Below are 16822 nucleotides of genomic sequence, written 5' to 3' on the forward strand. Positions count from 1 at the left end.
TTAGACAGCCTCTTTTAACTATAAATTACACCACTCCTTGGGCTAGAATTGCATCGGCTACTTTTACAAAACCTGCAATATTTGCGCCCCGAACATAGTTGATATATCCGTCTGGATCTTCTCCGTGATCGATACAAGAATTGTGAATACTCTTCATAATCCCTTTCAATTTATCATCAACCTCTTCTCTTGTCCAGCTATAACGTAACGAATTTTGTGCCATTTCCAAGCCCGAAGTTGCAACACCCCCGGCATTGGATGCTTTTCCTGGCGCAAACAATATTTTTGCGTGTTGGAATTGAAGAATAGCTCCCGGAGTACAAGGCATGTTTGCACCCTCGCTCACACATATGCATCCGTTTTTAGTTAATGCTTTTGCATCTTCTTCGTTCAGCTCATTTTGCGTTGCACAAGGAAGTGCTATATCGCAAGGTATGTGCCACGGGGTTTTGCCTGCATAATATTCTGCCGAAGGATACTTTTCTGTATATTCCGAAATTCTTCCGCGTTTTACGTTTTTAATAAACATTACATGAGCGAGCTTCTCGGCATCGATTCCGTCTTTATCATAAATGGTCCCCGAAGAATCTGAAAGCGAAACTACTTTGGCACCCAATTGCGTGGCCTTTTCGGTAGCATATTGCGCTACATTTCCCGAACCGGAAACCGTTACTGTTTTCCCTTGAAAAGTATCTCCTTTTCTTTCCAGCATATTTTGTGCAAAGTACACATTTCCATATCCTGTAGCTTCTGGACGAATGAGGGAACCACCCCAAGAAAGCCCTTTCCCGGTTAAAACTCCCGTAAATTCATTTTTAATTTTTCGGTACATTCCAAACAAGAAACCAATTTCCCTGCTTCCTACGCCTATATCTCCGGCCGGGACATCGGTATTTGGCCCTATGTGCCTAAAAAGTTCGGTCATAAAACTATGGCAAAAACGCATCACTTCATCATCCGACTTTCCTTTCGGATCAAAGTCAGATCCTCCTTTACCACCGCCCATTGGCAATGTTGTCAAACTGTTTTTAAAAACCTGTTCAAAAGCCAAGAATTTTAAAATACTCATATTTACCGTTGGGTGAAACCGAAGCCCGCCTTTATACGGACCGATAACAGAGCTCATTTGGATTCGATACCCCCTGTTTACGTGTATTTCCCCTTTATCGTCAACCCACGGCACCCTAAACATTATAGCTCTCTCGGGCTCTACCATGCGCAACAATATGTTTTTACCGTTGTATATTTCATGCTGGGCAATATACGGAAGTACTGTTTCTGCTACTTCGTGTACTGCCTGAAGAAACTCTGGCTCGTGTGCATTACGGACTTTTACTTCGTCCATAAATGTTTTTATTTTTTGGTCCATTGCATTCATAAAAAATGGATTAATTGTGTATTTAATAATTTGACAGCAAAATTATACTTTTTATTGAAAAAAAATGCTTGTTTTTTAAAAAATCGTTAATCTCAAACGTTTTCGTTACCCTATTGCTCGTCTAAGATCATCGATTAAATCTTCTACATCTTCAATCCCAACACTCAATCTAATCAAGGCATCGACCACGCCTGTTTTTTCCCTTTCTTCTTTGGGGATAGAAGCATGCGTCATACTTGCAGGATGTCCCGCCAAAGACTCTACGCCCCCCAACGATTCGGCCAATGTAAATACTTTTAAATTTTCCACAATTTTAATAGCTTCTTGATAATTGTTTCCCTTGGTCACAAAAGAAATCATCCCGCCAAAACCTTTCATTTGCTTTTTGGCAATTTCATGATTGGGGTGCGATTTAAACCCGGGCCAATATACTTTCTCTATTTTTGGGTGATCTGCCAAAAATTTCGCAATGGCTGCTCCATTTTCACAATGGCGCTGCATACGCACGTGCAGGGTTTTTATTCCGCGAAGTACTAAAAAACAGTCCATGGGGCCGGCAACCGCACCACTTGCGTTTTGAATAAAATACAGTTTATCGGCCAAGTCCTTATCTTTTACCACCAAGGCACCCATAACCACATCGCTGTGCCCGCCCATATATTTTGTTGCCGAATGCATTACCAAATCGGCTCCCAAATCGAGTGGCAATTGCAAATATGGCGTGGCAAACGTATTGTCTACCCCCAATAAAACCTTATGTTTTTTTGCAATGTTGGCTACTTGGGCAATATCAATAATGTTCATCATTGGGTTTGTAGGGGTTTCAACCCAAATAAGCCTTGTGTTTGTATTTATATAGTTTTCAATTACTGCCGGGTTTTCCATGTTCACAAAATGAAACTTGATCCCAAACCCTTCAAAAATTTTACTGAACAAGCGGTAACTGCCACCATACAGATCGTTGGTCGATATTACTTCGTCTCCCGGTTGCAGTAATTTCATTACCGCATCTATTGCCGCCAGGCCGCTGGCAAAAGCCAAACCGTATTTGCCGTTCTCGATACTTGCCAAACTATTTTCCAGTGCCGTCCTAGTTGGGTTGGCACTTCTGGAATACTCAAACCCCTTGTGAGCGCCCGGCGAAGATTGTGCATATGTTGAAGTTTGGTAAATTGGAGGCATTACCGCCCCATAAGCTTTATCGGGTTCTTGCCCGCCATGAATAGCCTTGGAATTAAAGCGTAAATTCTCTTTACTCATAACTTGAAGATTGTATAACAAAAATATCGTTTACTTTTGGGGATTGCAAAGAACGCCGTACCTTTATTTTTTATTTAACAGCCTATGTCCAGAAAGTCTTTTTCAATCTTCATAATTGTATGTACCGCATTGTTTTTGGGGTGCGAAAACAAAGAAACCATTAGTTATGTAAACAAAGATATGGTAACCGATAACTGTACCGATTGCCCCCAGGTAAAAATCAATATCCCGCAGGCACAACCAGCAAATGCAGTTACCGAAAAGATAAATACAGAAATCAATTCTTTTGTTATTGATGTCCTTAATTATTCTGAAGAAAAAAAAGCTTCAACTATTAATGAGGCCATTGCCATTTTTAGAAACGATTATAAAAAATTAAAAGAACGCTTTCCAGAAGATATCGTTCCATGGGAAGCTAGCATTAAAGGTGGAACTTCCTTTAAAAACGGGCATTTTTCATCCATAAAAATAGAAAGCTATGTATTTACCGGTGGCGCACATGGTTATGGTAGCGTGAGTTTTTTAAACTTTAACGACCTTACCGGCGAAGCATTGAGTGCCGAAGACCTTTTTACCAATGTGGACGCTTTTGTCAATTATGCCGAAGAAGCTTTTAGGAAACAAGAAAACCTAAAACCCGAAGCCAATATTAACAGCTCCGGGTTTATGTTTGAAAACGATGCTTTCCATTTGCCAAATAGCATTGGCTTTAACGGGCAGGGCATTGTATTAATTTACAATCCCTATGAAATTGCCGCCTATGCCGATGGATTGACAAAAATTGAAATTCCATACAGCAAAGCAGAAGAATTTATGAAGCCCGAATGGCTCGCCGAAGCGCAATAATATACCCAACATGCCATCCTTCGTGGTAATTGTTAAAAGCAATGGCATCGTCAATGGAGTTAATGCTTATCCCTATACTGGTGGTAAGACTGTTAAATTTTGTAAAACCGGGATAATCGGCTTTAATTCTCGATGCATTCAACATTAATTCTTCCTTGAATTTTTCAAATTCCTTTAAAGAAACTGGCCTTGCCGGGTCTGGGGCTGTTCCCCGCCTATAATTGTCAATGGTAACTTGGTCTACATAGCCTGCCTTTTCAGATAATTTATAGCAAAGCAGCTGTTGGGTAACCAATAAGTGGATTACGTTCCAGGCTATGTTGTTGTTAAATCCTTCGGGAATTTGGTTAATTTCTTCCTCCGTAAGGTCTTCGGTTAATTTAAGTACCTGACGCCTACTTTTTTCGAGGACATCAAACTGATAATCGATCATTCTTAGGTTTTTTTGGGGTTGCTATTAATTGAATTTAATGATCAAAAATAACTTTTAAATTTTAAGTAGAAACTACTTTTTAAAAAGATGTTATAATCTTAAATAAAGAAACATATTTCCGACTAATACTTTTAAATTTGCAGCATGAAAAAGATTTACCATTTAAGTACTTGCGATACCTGTAAAAGGATTATTGATGAAATCAACCTTCCTGAAAATTTTATTTCTCAAGACATTAAAAGCGAACCAATTACCAACGACCAACTGGAAGAAATGAAACAGCTGGCGGGTTCTTATGAAGCATTGTTCAGCAAAAGGGCCAGGCTGTACAAAGAACGCGACCTAAAAAACAAAAAATTATCAGAAACCGATTTTAAAAACCTCATTCTTGAACATTATACTTTTTTAAAGCGGCCCGTTATTATTGTTAACGATTCCATTTTTATAGGAAATAGCAAAAAAACAGTAGAAACCGCAAAGCAAGCCAGACATGAACAATAGGATATTAGCGCTATTGGCAGCTTTTGGTGCCAGCCTGATTTACGGAATAAACCATACTGTTGCCAAAGATGTAATGCCCACGTTTATACAGCCTTTCGGGTTTATTTTATTGCGGGTTTCCGGTGCGGCCATTTTATTTTGGATAATAAGCATATGGGGACCAAAAGAAAAAATTGACAAGAAGGATTGGCCACGGCTTGCATGCTGTGCCGTTTTCGGGATGGTCATCAATATGTTGATGTTCTTTAAAGGACTAAGTCTTTCAACACCCATAAACAGTGCCGTTATTGTTACGCTTACACCAATAATTGTTTTTATATTATCTGCAATTATCATTAAAGAAAGGGTAACCTTTATTAGAACATTTGGCATTTTGTTGGGCTTTGCCGGTGCTCTGGGACTTGTCCTGTTTGGCGAAAACGTGGAACAAGGAGCCCCAAACATAGCATTGGGCAATATTTTGTTTATGATTAATGCTACTTCTTACGGAATTTATCTGGTACTGGTTAAGCCATTAACCGCAAAATACCATGCTTTTACCATTATGAGATGGCTTTTTACCATTGGAATTATCATCAACATCCCTTTTACCATTACAGAGTTTACGGCTGTCAAATGGACCTCGCTCCCTTTTGATGCCATATGGCGGATGGCCTTTGTGGTTGTGGGCACAACATTTTCAACTTATTTATTAAACATATTTGCACTAAAACAGTTAAAAGCATCTACCATTGGTGCTTTTGTGTATTTGCAACCCCTTATAGGTATTTTATTTGCCATTATTGTGGGCGCCGATAAACTAACTTTTGTAAAAGTAATTGCTGCGGGGCTCGTGTTTTTGGGAGTTTATATGGTTACAAAAACCAAGAAACCGCCCGTTGTTGAAGAAAAGGCGTGATAAAAGCACAAAAAATGTTTTAAACGTTCAGGTCGACGGGGGTTTTAGCGTGTCTTCGGGTATCTTCCTTCGTTAGCACCCTAAAATCTTTTGCCCTCTCCACTTTATCAAATAAATGACTTACCTCCTCTGGCAGACCTATTAATTTACGGGCTTCCAAATCGATCCAGGCCCCCATTATTTCGCAATGCGCAACATTTCTTCCCTTGTAATCGTAGTAATTATGATGAAATTCAAAAAACATCCCGTCTTCGCTCATTCCTTTCAGCTCCAAGGAAACCGTTAATGGCTTTCCGGAAAAAACTTCCTTAAAATAATAGATATGTTCGTAAAAAACCACCGGCCCAATATTTAACTTCCCCAGCAAGCGTTGGTCGAATCCGTTTTCTATTAAAAAAGACATCCGGGTATGTGCTGCAAATTCTATATAAGCCTTATTGGCCAAATGGCGGTTAGCGTCCAAATCGTTCCAGCGTATTTCAAATTCCTTAGTGTACATATTTAAGTCTATTTATTTTACCATTAAAACCCCTCGAAAATCTATAAGAATATTTTATAGGAAAACTATAGTGCCCTAAAAATACTTTAACTTTGAAGGAGCCCTACAAATTTACAAACTTATTATTATGCGCGCATAATATTTAACTAAATACCACTATCATTTCAACAAAAAGAAAATGCCACTAGTACCTTCCAATTACAATCCCCCGCATTTATTCAAAAACGGCCATTTTTCAACAATTTATTCAGGACTCATCCGTCAAGTAAAAGGTATTTCCCAGGAAAGGGAACGAATCCAGACCCCTGATAATGATTTTATAGATATCGATTGGTCTTATTCGGTTAAAAAAACAGAAAAGGCAGTTGTAATTTTACACGGGTTGGAAGGAAATGCACAACGCCCTTACATAACCGGAAGTGCCAAAATATTTAATGAAAATAATTTTGACGCAGTGTCCATTAACTACCGGAGCTGTAGCGGATTACCTAACAAGACGTTTAAATCGTACCATTCGGGCGCTACAAACGATGTCGAACTTGTAATTCATCATCTTATAAAAAAGGGCACCTATAAAACCATTGTATTGAACGGTTTTAGCCTCGGCGGAAATTTAGTGCTAAAATATCTTGGCACCCATAACATACCAAAAGAAATAAAAGCAGCCGTGGCCGTATCTGTGCCATGCGATTTGTATGGATCTATGCTAGAAATCCACAAGTTAAAAAACACTATTTACGCAAAGCGGTTTAAAAAAACACTGCTAAAAAAATTAAGGCAAAAACAAGCGGCTTTCCCCGACCAGGTCTCTCTGGAAGAAATAGATAGCATTAAAACACTAAAAGATTTTGACGACCTATATACTTCCAGGGCACACGGCTTTTATGACGCATTGGATTATTACGATAAAAGCAGTTCTGTTAACAATTTAAAAAATATTGAGGTTCCCTGTTTAATCCTCAATGCACAAAACGATTCTTTTTTATCGCCTTCCTGTTATCCATCAGAAATTTCTAAAAACAAAGACAACCTATATTTAGAAATCCCAAAATACGGGGGGCATGTTGGCTTTTTCGACAGCGATAATGTTTTTTACAATGAAAAAAGGGCTATCGCTTTTGTTAAAAACATCGTAAAATAAATGGTAACCCATCAAAAGATGCGCATTTTCCTTCGCAAAGCTCAACCATGCACTAAAAATACGTTACTTTTAAAAATACAATCAAAAACCATTTAATTATGAAAAGCCGAAGAAAATTCATAGAAAAAGTAGCCATATCAACTGCCGGACTATCCCTTGTAGGTTGGAATTCTCCCAATTATTTAATGCACTTACACAATCCCGCTTCAAAAGAACCAAAACTAAAGGTTGCACTTATGGGCTTGGGAAGCTATGCAAACAGGGTTGCCAAAGCAATGCAACAATGCAATAAAGCAATTATAACCGGCCTTATAAGCGGTACTCCGGAAAAACTGGAAACTTGGGGAGAAAAGTACAATGTGCCAAAGGAAAGCAGGTACAACTACGAAAATTTCGATGCCATTGCCAACAATCCAAATATAGATGCCGTATACATTATTACCCCAAATGCCCTGCACCACGACCAAACCATTCGCGTTGCCAAAGCCGGCAAGCACGTAATTTGCGAAAAACCCATGGCAATAAGTGCCCGGGAAGGAAAAGAAATGGTCGATGCTTGTAAAAAGGCCGGAGTAAAACTTTTGGTTGGCTACAGAATGCATTTTGAGCCCAATACCCTAGAGGTGGTAAACATGAGAAAACAGGGGGATTTTGGAAAAATAGATTTTTTCCAAGGGCTGTCGGGATTTAATATTGGCGACCCCAATCAATGGCGGCTCGACAAAGCATTGGCCGGCGGGGGCGCTTTGGTAGATATTGGCATCTATTCCATAAACGGAGCCCGATATATGGTAGGCGAAGAACCCATTTGGGTTACGGCCCAGGAAACCAAAACCAATCCTGAAAAATTTAAGGAAGGCGTAGATGAGACCATTCAATTTCAATTAGGATTTCCCAGTGGTGCCGTGGCCTCATGCCTATCGACCTATGCCATGAACAATCTGGACAAATTCTTTTTAAACGGAGCCAAAGGCTTTGCCCAACTACATCCGGCTACCGGTTATGGCCCCATAAAAGGGAGTACCCACCTTAAAGCCCTGACCGAAGACCATACCCCGCAGCAAACCCTCCAAATGGATGCCATGGCAGACATTCTATTAAAAGGTACAGAACCCGCAATTCCCGTTAACGGCGAAGAAGGACTAAAAGACCTAAAAATTATAGAAGCAATTTATAAGGCCGTCGACCAATCTAAAAAGATAACATTAACACTATAATACAAAAAAGCGTTATAAAACTATTTTTATAAGTAATGGCTTCAGCATTAGCCATAGAAATACTTATATTAGCATTCAAATTAAAAATAGATCAAATGAAACTATACAGTAAAATTGTTGCATGCCTTTTTTCATTGGCCATTATTAGTTGTGGCGATGGTAAAAAGGAGAAGAAAGAAGAAAAATTCCAGTACGAGCAAGAATCAACAAGTGCAAGCAAAGCTTCTGATGCAGAAGAAGATCAAAACACAGTGGTTATTACTGCAAACGACATGATGAAATTCAACAAAAGTGAAATTCGTGTAAAAGCAGGGCAAAAAGTTACCATTACCTTAAAACATATAGGTAAGCTAGATAAAAAAGTAATGGGGCATAACTTGGTAATTTTAAAACAAGATGTCGATTTGGTTGAGTTTGCCACCGCTGCCACTGCCGCTACCGAAAACGACTATATTCCCGAAGGTACAGATGCCGTTGTTGCACATACCAAATTATTAGGAGGCGGAGAAAGCGACACCATTGAATTTGAAGCACCCGCTCCCGGAACATATGACTTTTTATGTAGTTTTCCCGGGCATTTTGCCGCTATGCAAGGAAAATTTATTGTTGAATAACAAACAATTAAAAAATGAAAATATATCAGTTTATTCTATGTAGCCTTTTTATAATCGTTATTGGCTGTAAGGGCAAAGAGGAGAAAAAGGAGAACATCATTGAAAAATCTAAAACTGATATAGCAATCCAACCGGAATGGCAACAACTGTTCAATGGCAAAGACCTTTCCGGTTGGGTTCCTAAAATTTCTAAACACGAAGTTGGCGAAAACTATGCCAATACCTTTACTGTAAAAGACGGGAAAATTGTTGTTAATTACGATGATTACCACAATGTTTTTGACAGACAATACGGGCATCTTTTTTACAACAAGTCTTTCTCTGCATATTTTCTTGCAATAGAATACCGCTTTGTTGGCGAACAAATAGCTGATGGAGAAGGTTGGGCATGGAGAAACAGCGGAGCTATGTTGCATGGCCAGGCCCCGGAAACTATGCTGAAAGACCAAGATTTCCCCATAAGTATAGAAGGGCAGTTTTTAGGCGGCGATGCCAATAGCGATGAAGAACGCCCAACCTTAAATTTATGCACCCCCGGCACCAATGTTATGCTAAACGATTCTATATTTACCCCGCATTGCACCAATTCTTCATCAAAAACATACCGTGGAGACCAATGGGTAAGGGCTACTTTTTTAGTGCTTAAAGATTCTATTGTAAAACATATTATTGATGGTAAAACTGTTTTGGAATACACACACCCACAAATTGGCGATGGCGGCGTAGAAAACTTCGATCCGGCTATAAAAGAAGATGGAAAACCACTTACAGAAGGTTATATTTCCATACAAAGTGAAAGCCACCCCGTTGAATTTAGAAAGGTTGAAATTGTAGACCTAAACCCTATTTACAACAACAAGGAAGAATTACAAGCAACTATTGATGCCTTATTGAAAGCTGAGAAGGCCAAATAAGCAACTAGATTTATAGTAATTATTTTTTTACTTCTTTTTTCCTACTTCCTTCGGCCAAAAAGGCGAAGTAAAAACAAAAATAAGTTGATAAAATCCAGATACAATGTAAGTGCTCCCATAACAGCTTCTTTGGTGTCTTCTTCGGTTCCTTCGTTACCAATTATGTTAAGCTGTTTTATCTTTTGTGTATCGTAGGCCGTAAGTGCCACGAAAATTAATACCCCGGCATAGGTTACGATCCAATACAGCATTTCATTTTGAAAAAAGAAGTTTACCACAGAAGCAATAATAATCCCTATAAGTCCCATAAAAGCTATATTCCCAACCGAAGTAAGGTCGGTTTTAGTATAATATCCATACATGCTCATTACGCCAAAAGTCCCAGCCGTAATGTAAAAAGTAGTGGCTATTGATGCCGCTGTGAAAGCTAAAAAAATAACAGAAAATGTTAATCCGTTTAACACGGCATATCCCAAAAACAAAGTAATTGCCGTATTAGCCCTTATCTTACCGATTACAGCACTTAAATAAGCAACACAAGCAAATTCGGCAATTAATAAGCCGTAAAAATACAAACGGTTACTAAAAATTACACTAATAATGGCTTCTGTATTTGCCACCCAAGCGGCTATTAATCCGGTTAATATCAAGGCTCCGGACATCCACCCATATACTTTGGTCATAAAACGGGCCTGTTCTGCTTTAATTTCTTCTTGTGACAAATGATCTATAGACATAGTAAAATAGTTTAGGGAACTAAATAACATTTTTTATTTAATAAAACCAAAAAAATGCCCCGGCCATAAATACCGGGGCAAAATCATGAATAAAATTTAGAAATTATGAGACATAAAAATACTATTGCCATCCTCCACCCAAAGCTTGGTAAAGTGTAACAACAGCATTAAGTTTTGTGTATTTGTTTTCTATTAAAAGCAGTTCGGAATTTAATGCATTCTCTTGGGCGTTCAGTACTTCTAAATAATCGGCCAAACCTTGGTTTAACAATTCTTCAGAATACTCGGTAGCCTTGTTGTAAGCTTCGTATTCTTTTTCCCTTACTTCTATTTTTTCTGATGCGGCATCGTAACGATACAAAGCGTCCGATACTTCCTGTCCTGCCGTTAAAAGCGTCTTTTTATAATTCAGCAGTGCTTGTTCTTGTTGCGCTTTGGAAACTTCATATTGAGTTCTAATCTTTCTCCCGTTCAATATGGGTTGGGTTAGCCCACCCACCAAAGTATTGAAGATAGAGCTGGCATCGATCCAATTGTCAAAATCCAAACTTTGAAAACCAGCACTTGCACTCAAAGTAATCGATGGGTAAAAACTACTTCTGGCAACATTGGTAAGCTCGAAAGCATTTCTCAAACCAAATTCTGCCGCAACAACGTCGGGCCTGTTTTGCAACAACAAATAAGGAACCCCAACCACCAAATCGGTTGTTAATTGTTGCGATTCAAGACTACTGCGTTCAATAGTATGTGGCGGTTGTGCCAAAAGAATAGAAAAAGCATTTTCCAGCAACTTAATTTGGTTTTCCAAATCTATTTTTATGGCTTTAGCAGTATACAATTGCGCTGCCGTTTGTTGTACGGCAACCTCGGTAACCATTCCGGCATCTTTTAAAGCTTTCGTGGTTTCCAGGCTACTTTCCCGCGTTTCTATTGTTTCGTTTGTTACCCTAAGCTGTTCGTCTAAAGAAAGTAATTGATAATAGCTTGAAGCTACAGCTGCAATCAACTCGGTCTTAACTGCTTTGTGTGCTTCCAAGCTCTGTAGGTAAGTAGCCTCAAAAGCTCTTTTGTTACTTCTTATCTTTCCCCAGATATCGGCTTCCCAAGACAGGTTAGCCGTTAGGTCGTATTGTTCTATTGGCTGACTGAAAATGCTCCCAAACTGACTGTTTTGCGAGTTCTCTTGCCTTGTTACCGAAGCATCAAGCCCCAATGTGGGGTAATTGCCCGCTTTTCCCTGTTTCAAATATGCTTCAGAAGCGGCTATTTGCTGTATGGCTATTCTTATATCTAAATTATTTACCAAAGCAGTGTCTATATGCCGCTCCAGTATGGGGTCCTTAAAAAGTTCCCGCCAAGAAACCATTCCAATGGAAGTGCTGTCTTGGGTAATTTGATCGGTACGGTACAAATTATCGGTCTCTACGTCCGGTCTTTCATATTTTTTAGCCACAAAACAAGATTGCAACAGTAACGGGATGCAAAGACCTAATAAAATTTTATATTTTTTAACGTTCATTATCATCTTATTTTTAAGCTTCAATTTCTTTTACTGATTCTGGCTTCCCACTAATTCTTTCTTGCAGCCATTGAAAGATTACAAATAGGATAGGAATTATAAATACCCCTAAAATTGTTCCTATCAACATTCCTCCGGCAGCACCGGTACCAATAGATCGGTTTCCTGATGCTCCTACGCCACCGGCCAACGCCAATGGCATCAACCCAAGTATAAAGGCAAAAGAAGTCATCAAAATTGGTCTTAAACGCGCTTTTGCACCATGAATAGCGGCATCTGAAAGGCTCTCGCCCCTTCTTCGTCTTTGTATGGCAAACTCAACAATTAAAATGGCGTTTTTGGCAAGTAGCCCAATTAGCATGATAAGCGCAATTTGGAAATATATATTGTTTTCCAGCCCTACCATTTTGGTGGTAAAATAGGCTCCGAACACCCCTAATGGTAATGATAATATAACCGACAAAGGCAACAAATAACTTTCGTACTGGGCACATAGCAAGAAATACACAAACACAATACTTAAAATAAAAATCAATATGGTTTGGCTTCCGGCGTTGACCTCTTCCCTGGTTAAACCTGAATAGGCAATACCGTAATTTCCGGGCAATTTGGCCGCTTCTTCCTGTACAACGGCAATGGCATCACCGGTACTGTAACCGGGATTTGAAGCTCCTGTTACCTTCGATGAATTGAACAGGTTAAAGCGTGTTACGGATTGTGGCCCATATACCCTTTTTAATTTTACAAACTGCGTAATGGGAGCCATTTCTCCATTTCCGGTCCTAACGTACAGTTCGTTTAACGAGCCTTTGTTTTCACGATCGCCGGGGAGCGTCTGCAAATACACACGATACTGTTTCCCGAACCTGGCAAAATCGGCTGCATAAACACCGCCAATATATCCTTGCAAGGTTGAAAAAATACTGTTGATGGGTACTCCCATTTCTTTTGCAACAGGCACGTTTATTTCCATTTCGTACTGTGGATAACTTGTATTGAAAGAAGACTGTGCATATTGAATTTGAGGATGCTTCATAAGAGCCATCATAAAATCCTGATTGGTTTTATCAAGAGCCGTAAATTCACCTCCGGACCTATCTAATAAATTCACTTCAAAACCGGAAGAAATACCAAAGCCGGGAATACTTGGAGGCGCAAAGAATATAATATTGGCTTCGGGAATGGTAGCTGCAATGCCAAATAATCTTTTAGTAAGTGCATCGACCGAGAGCGAATCTTCATCTCTTTCTTCCCAATCTTTCAATTTTATAAATCCAAGTCCATAGTTACTCCCTTGCCCGCCGAGCAAGCTAAAGCCGTTAATTACCGACACCCCTTCTACTCCGGGGAGGTCTTTGGCGGCGTTGTACAATTTATTGTTTACTTCCCCGGTCCTATCGAGCGATGCTCCGGGAGGTAATTCAACATTCGCAAAAATAATACCCCTGTCTTCGTTGGGCACAAAACCTGTTGGCGTTGTAGAAGAAACCCATACAATTCCGGCAACGGCCGTTAAAATAACAACGCCGGTAATCCATTTGTGTTTGTACAAAAAGCCCAACGACCTACCATAACGCTCGGTAGTAGCATTAAACCCTTTGTTAAACCCATTGTAAAACCTTTGCAGGAAAGTGGTGTTTTTCTTTTCTTCTTCGGTATGGGTTTTAAGGAATAGGGCACATAAAGCAGGACTTAAGGTCAATGCATTTACAGCCGATATAACAATGGCAACAATAAGGGTAATACCAAATTGTTCATAAAAAACCCCGGTCGGCCCTTGAATAAAGGTAACCGGAACGAATACCGCGGCCATTACAAGCGTAATCGAGATAATGGCCCCTGAAATCTCTTCCATTGCATGAATGGTTGCAGAGCGGGACGATTTAGCGCCCCCTTCTTCAATTTTTGCATGGACCGCTTCTACAACAACAATAGCGTCGTCTACCACAATACCAATGGCCAATACCAATGCAAATAATGTTAACAGGTTTATGGAATACCCAAAGACATTAAGGAAAAAGAAAGTCCCAATAATTGCCACCGGAACCGCTATGGCCGGAATTAAAGTAGACCGTACATCCTGAAGGAAAATAAACACTACCAAGAAAACCAAAATAAAAGCTTCTACCAATGTATGTATTACCTTATCGATTGATGCTGTTAAGAAATCATTGGTATCGTATGGGATAAAAATTTCTATTCCTTTGGGGAAATTAGGTTTTAAATCGTCCAGTTTAGCACGGATGGTCTCGATAATTTCCTGTGCATTCGATCCTTTGGTCTGGTATATCGCCATATTGATACTGGGATATCCTTTTGTGGTAGAATTAGATGCATAGGATTGTGCATTCAACTCGATATCGGCAACATCTTTTAGGCGTAAATATTGCCCGTTCCCCAAAGCCTTTATAATAATATCTTCGTATTGCTTTTCTGTTTTAAAGCGTCCGCTATATTTAATTACATACGAAAAGGCCTCGCCGTTGTTTTCGCCCAAGGATCCTGCCGCTGCTTCCAAACTTTGTTCGTTAAGGGCCGCCCTTACATCAGAAGGGATTAAATCGTATGCGGCCAGTTTTTCCGGTTTCAACCAAATACGCATTGCATAATCCTGACTGGAAAACACCCTTACGTCTCCAACACCATTAACACGCTGCAATTCGGGTATTACATTAATCTTTAAATAATTCTGAACAAAGGTGGCATCGTAATTTTCATTCGCAGAATAAAACGAGATAAACATTAGCGAACTGGTTTGTTGCTTTTGGGTGGTCACCCCGGTCTGTATCACTTCTTGCGGCAATAAAGGATTTGCACGGGCAACCCTGTTTTGCACGTTTACCGCAGCAATATCGGGGTCGGTTTCCTGATCGAAATATACCGTAACGTTTGCCGTTCCCGAATTGGTTGCCGTTGAAGTAATATAGGTCATTCCCTCAACCCCGTTTACCTGTTCTTCAATGGGGATAATTACACTTTCAAGGATTGTTTCGGCATTGGCCCCGGGATACGTGGCATTTACCTGAACTGTTGGAGGGGCAATATCTGGATACTGCTCGATAGGCAAGGTTAAAATACCTAAAACCCCTAAGATTACTATTATAATTGAGATAACCGTAGATAGTACGGGTCTCTCTATAAATGTCTTTAGCATGACTTATTTTTTAAGCTTCTGGATTAGTTTCTAAATAATTTTTTTATCGGCTTGGTTATACTGTCGTAGGCTACTTCTTGTGGGGTTATTGCCATATCGGCCCTTAACTTGCCCACGCCTTTTGCAACAATTACATCGCCAATTTTAACCCCCGATTCTACCACGTATAAATTGTCTACACCATCTTTAATTTTTATAACCTCCGATGACACTTTATTATCTCCATTTACATGATATACCAGTACCTGACCTTGTCTTTCAAAAGTAGATTCCTGGGAAATCACGGGTAAATCGGTATAAACGGCAGGAATTTGTATTTTTCCACTATTCCCGTTGGTAAGCAATCTGTTTGGGTTGTCGAAAGTAGCCCTGAAACTAACCGTTCCCGTATTTTCGTTTATTTGTCCCGTTACCGTTTTTATTTCCCCCTTTTGTTTGTATTGTTCCCCATTGGCCAGCAATAAGTTTACTTTGGGAAAGTTCTTGATTTTCTCCTCTAAAGTTTCGCCTTTTGTATTTTGAAGAAAGTCCAAGTAATCCTTTTCATTCATGGAAAAGTATGCATATACTTCTTTGATATCTGAAACAGTTGTAAGCGGTACTTGGTCGCTTGGACTTACAAGGGTCCCCTCCCTAAACGGAATTGCCCCTACATACCCATCTACAGGACTTTTTACGGTTGCGTACCCAATGTTGGCATTGATACTATTGTAATTGCTTTTTGCCTGTGCAAGATTGGCTTTGGCTGTTTCTAGCTGAACATTGCTTATAATTCCTTTTTCCACCAAGGGCTTTAGTCTATCCACTTCAACTTGTGCAACATTTACACTTGCCTTGGCGGCATCGGCATCTTGGGTCAATGTTTCGGTTTCCAGCCTAAATAAAGTTTGGCCTTTGTTTACTTTCTGACCTTCATCTACCAACACCTGCTTTATATATCCGGAAACTTTTGCCCTCACGGCACTGTTTACGATCCCTTCTATACTTGTAGGATAGGTTTGGTATCCTGTTACTTTTTTGCTTTCAACTTTTACTACCGGAAATGGCGGTGCTTGCTGTTGTGAATTATTTTCCTGTTTGCCTCCGCAACCTGAAAGCATTACAGCTCCACCTATAATAAGTAATTTCAAATATAGTTTTGACCTCATTATTTCTCTTGATTGATTGTTATTAATATGTTTGTTTTTAATTTTTGAAGGTTTTCTATCATTTTATCTACAAATTCTATGTAATGTATATTGAATGAAAGATCCTTTTGTATTTCGCTGTTGGTTTTATTGCTAATTGCTATAATTTCCTTACGGTAATTCGCAACTTTTTCGTGGAGCTTTCTTTCTTTTTGCCATGAATCAATTTTATCATCCAATCTATTTACCATATCATTTACCGATATTTTAAAATATCTCTTTCTATCTCCCGGCTTTGTATAATAACTTATCCGCCCCATGGACTGTAACAATTGAAGGTTGGTAGAAACAGAACTCTTGCTCACCTCTAGTTCTTCTACAATCTCATCAAAGGTAACACCGTCGTAGCCTACCAATGCCAACAAAGCAAAAATCCTTGAAGACAGTGGCGACAATATATCCTGACTTTCAAAATACACGCCCATTTCTTCAATAAGCTCCTTTTTAAGCTTAGACATTTGTTCTTTCCGGTCCATTCTTTTATAATAAAAGTGCAAAAATACTTTTAGTTCGGCAAAAACCGA

At 39.4% G+C, this 16822-nt stretch carries 16 protein-coding genes; 7 read left to right on the forward strand and 9 right to left on the reverse strand.

Going from position 1 to position 16822, the window contains the following annotated elements:
• Window positions 1-25: 25 nt before the first annotated feature.
• Window positions 26-1369, reverse strand: a complete 1344-nt coding sequence (gene gdhA, locus PSF86_RS12190) for an NADP-specific glutamate dehydrogenase (RefSeq protein WP_277900573.1) — start codon at window positions 1367-1369, stop codon at window positions 26-28.
• Window positions 1370-1483: 114 nt separating this feature from the next.
• On the reverse strand, window positions 1484-2638 hold the full coding sequence (locus tag PSF86_RS12195; RefSeq protein WP_277900360.1) for a cystathionine gamma-synthase: 1155 nt from the start codon (window positions 2636-2638) through the stop codon (window positions 1484-1486).
• An 84-nt stretch (window positions 2639-2722) separates the two neighbouring features.
• Between PSF86_RS12195 and PSF86_RS12200 the strand changes: the two genes are divergently transcribed.
• The gene (locus PSF86_RS12200; protein WP_277900361.1) at window positions 2723-3484 is read left to right on the forward strand and encodes a DUF3298 and DUF4163 domain-containing protein; all 762 of its coding nucleotides are present in this window, start codon (window positions 2723-2725) and stop codon (window positions 3482-3484) included.
• Here the strand turns inward: PSF86_RS12200 and PSF86_RS12205 are convergent.
• The gene (locus PSF86_RS12205) at window positions 3450-3917 is read right to left on the reverse strand and encodes a DinB family protein (RefSeq protein WP_277900362.1); all 468 of its coding nucleotides are present in this window, start codon (window positions 3915-3917) and stop codon (window positions 3450-3452) included. The genes PSF86_RS12200 and PSF86_RS12205 overlap by 35 nt on opposite strands.
• A 144-nt stretch (window positions 3918-4061) precedes the next feature.
• Here PSF86_RS12205 and PSF86_RS12210 point away from each other — a divergent pair, with 144 nt between their 5' ends.
• The gene (locus PSF86_RS12210; protein ID WP_277900363.1) at window positions 4062-4418 is read left to right on the forward strand and encodes an arsenate reductase family protein; all 357 of its coding nucleotides are present in this window, start codon (window positions 4062-4064) and stop codon (window positions 4416-4418) included.
• Entirely contained in the window at window positions 4408-5316 is a 909-nt protein-coding gene (locus PSF86_RS12215; RefSeq protein WP_277900364.1) for a DMT family transporter, read from the forward strand. The genes PSF86_RS12210 and PSF86_RS12215 overlap by 11 nt, the downstream gene beginning before the upstream one ends.
• 19 nt (window positions 5317-5335) lie before the next feature.
• Here PSF86_RS12215 and PSF86_RS12220 read toward each other — a convergent pair whose 3' ends face one another.
• Entirely contained in the window at window positions 5336-5815 is a 480-nt protein-coding gene (locus PSF86_RS12220) for an acyl-CoA thioesterase (RefSeq protein ID WP_277900365.1), read from the reverse strand.
• Window positions 5816-5993: 178 nt separating this feature from the next.
• Between PSF86_RS12220 and PSF86_RS12225 the strand changes: the two genes are divergently transcribed.
• The 4 genes from PSF86_RS12225 to PSF86_RS12240 all read left to right on the forward strand — a co-directional run bounded on the left by PSF86_RS12225 (window position 5994) and on the right by PSF86_RS12240 (window position 9701).
• Window positions 5994-6956 (forward strand): YheT family hydrolase, encoded by a 963-nt coding sequence (locus PSF86_RS12225; protein WP_277900366.1) that lies wholly within the window; start codon window positions 5994-5996, stop codon window positions 6954-6956.
• 98 nt (window positions 6957-7054) lie between these two features.
• Window positions 7055-8173: a Gfo/Idh/MocA family protein gene (locus PSF86_RS12230; RefSeq protein WP_277900367.1), complete on the forward strand. Its 1119-nt coding sequence runs from the start codon at window positions 7055-7057 to the stop codon at window positions 8171-8173.
• Window positions 8174-8208: 35 nt separating this feature from the next.
• Window positions 8209-8787, forward strand: coding sequence for an azurin (gene azu / locus PSF86_RS12235; RefSeq protein ID WP_407933330.1), 579 nt, complete (start codon window positions 8209-8211; stop codon window positions 8785-8787).
• A gap of 14 nt (window positions 8788-8801) precedes the next feature.
• Window positions 8802-9701 carry a 3-keto-disaccharide hydrolase gene (locus tag PSF86_RS12240; RefSeq protein WP_277900368.1) on the forward strand — a complete coding sequence of 300 codons (900 nt, stop codon included), beginning with the start codon at window positions 8802-8804 and terminating at the stop codon, window positions 9699-9701.
• Window positions 9702-9742: 41 nt separating this feature from the next.
• Here PSF86_RS12240 and PSF86_RS12245 read toward each other — a convergent pair whose 3' ends face one another.
• The 5 genes from PSF86_RS12245 to PSF86_RS12265 all read right to left on the reverse strand — a co-directional run bounded on the left by PSF86_RS12245 (window position 9743) and on the right by PSF86_RS12265 (window position 16774).
• Window positions 9743-10438 (reverse strand): Bax inhibitor-1/YccA family protein, encoded by a 696-nt coding sequence (locus tag PSF86_RS12245; RefSeq protein ID WP_277900369.1) that lies wholly within the window; start codon window positions 10436-10438, stop codon window positions 9743-9745.
• 121 nt (window positions 10439-10559) lie between these two features.
• Window positions 10560-11957 (reverse strand): efflux transporter outer membrane subunit, encoded by a 1398-nt coding sequence (locus PSF86_RS12250; RefSeq protein WP_277900370.1) that lies wholly within the window; start codon window positions 11955-11957, stop codon window positions 10560-10562.
• A gap of 13 nt (window positions 11958-11970) precedes the next feature.
• A complete protein-coding gene (locus PSF86_RS12255; RefSeq protein ID WP_277900371.1) occupies window positions 11971-15111 on the reverse strand; it encodes an efflux RND transporter permease subunit in 3141 nt (1046 codons plus the stop codon).
• Window positions 15112-15134: 23 nt separating this feature from the next.
• Window positions 15135-16259: an efflux RND transporter periplasmic adaptor subunit gene (locus PSF86_RS12260; protein WP_277900372.1), complete on the reverse strand. Its 1125-nt coding sequence runs from the start codon at window positions 16257-16259 to the stop codon at window positions 15135-15137.
• Window positions 16259-16774, reverse strand: a complete 516-nt coding sequence (locus PSF86_RS12265) for a GbsR/MarR family transcriptional regulator (protein WP_277900373.1) — start codon at window positions 16772-16774, stop codon at window positions 16259-16261. Before PSF86_RS12265 ends, PSF86_RS12260 begins: the two co-directional genes overlap by 1 nt.
• Window positions 16775-16822 lie beyond the last annotated feature (48 nt).

Source organism: Galbibacter pacificus (genome assembly GCF_029603165.1).
In the GTDB taxonomy this organism is placed as follows: domain Bacteria; phylum Bacteroidota; class Bacteroidia; order Flavobacteriales; family Flavobacteriaceae; genus Galbibacter; species Galbibacter pacificus.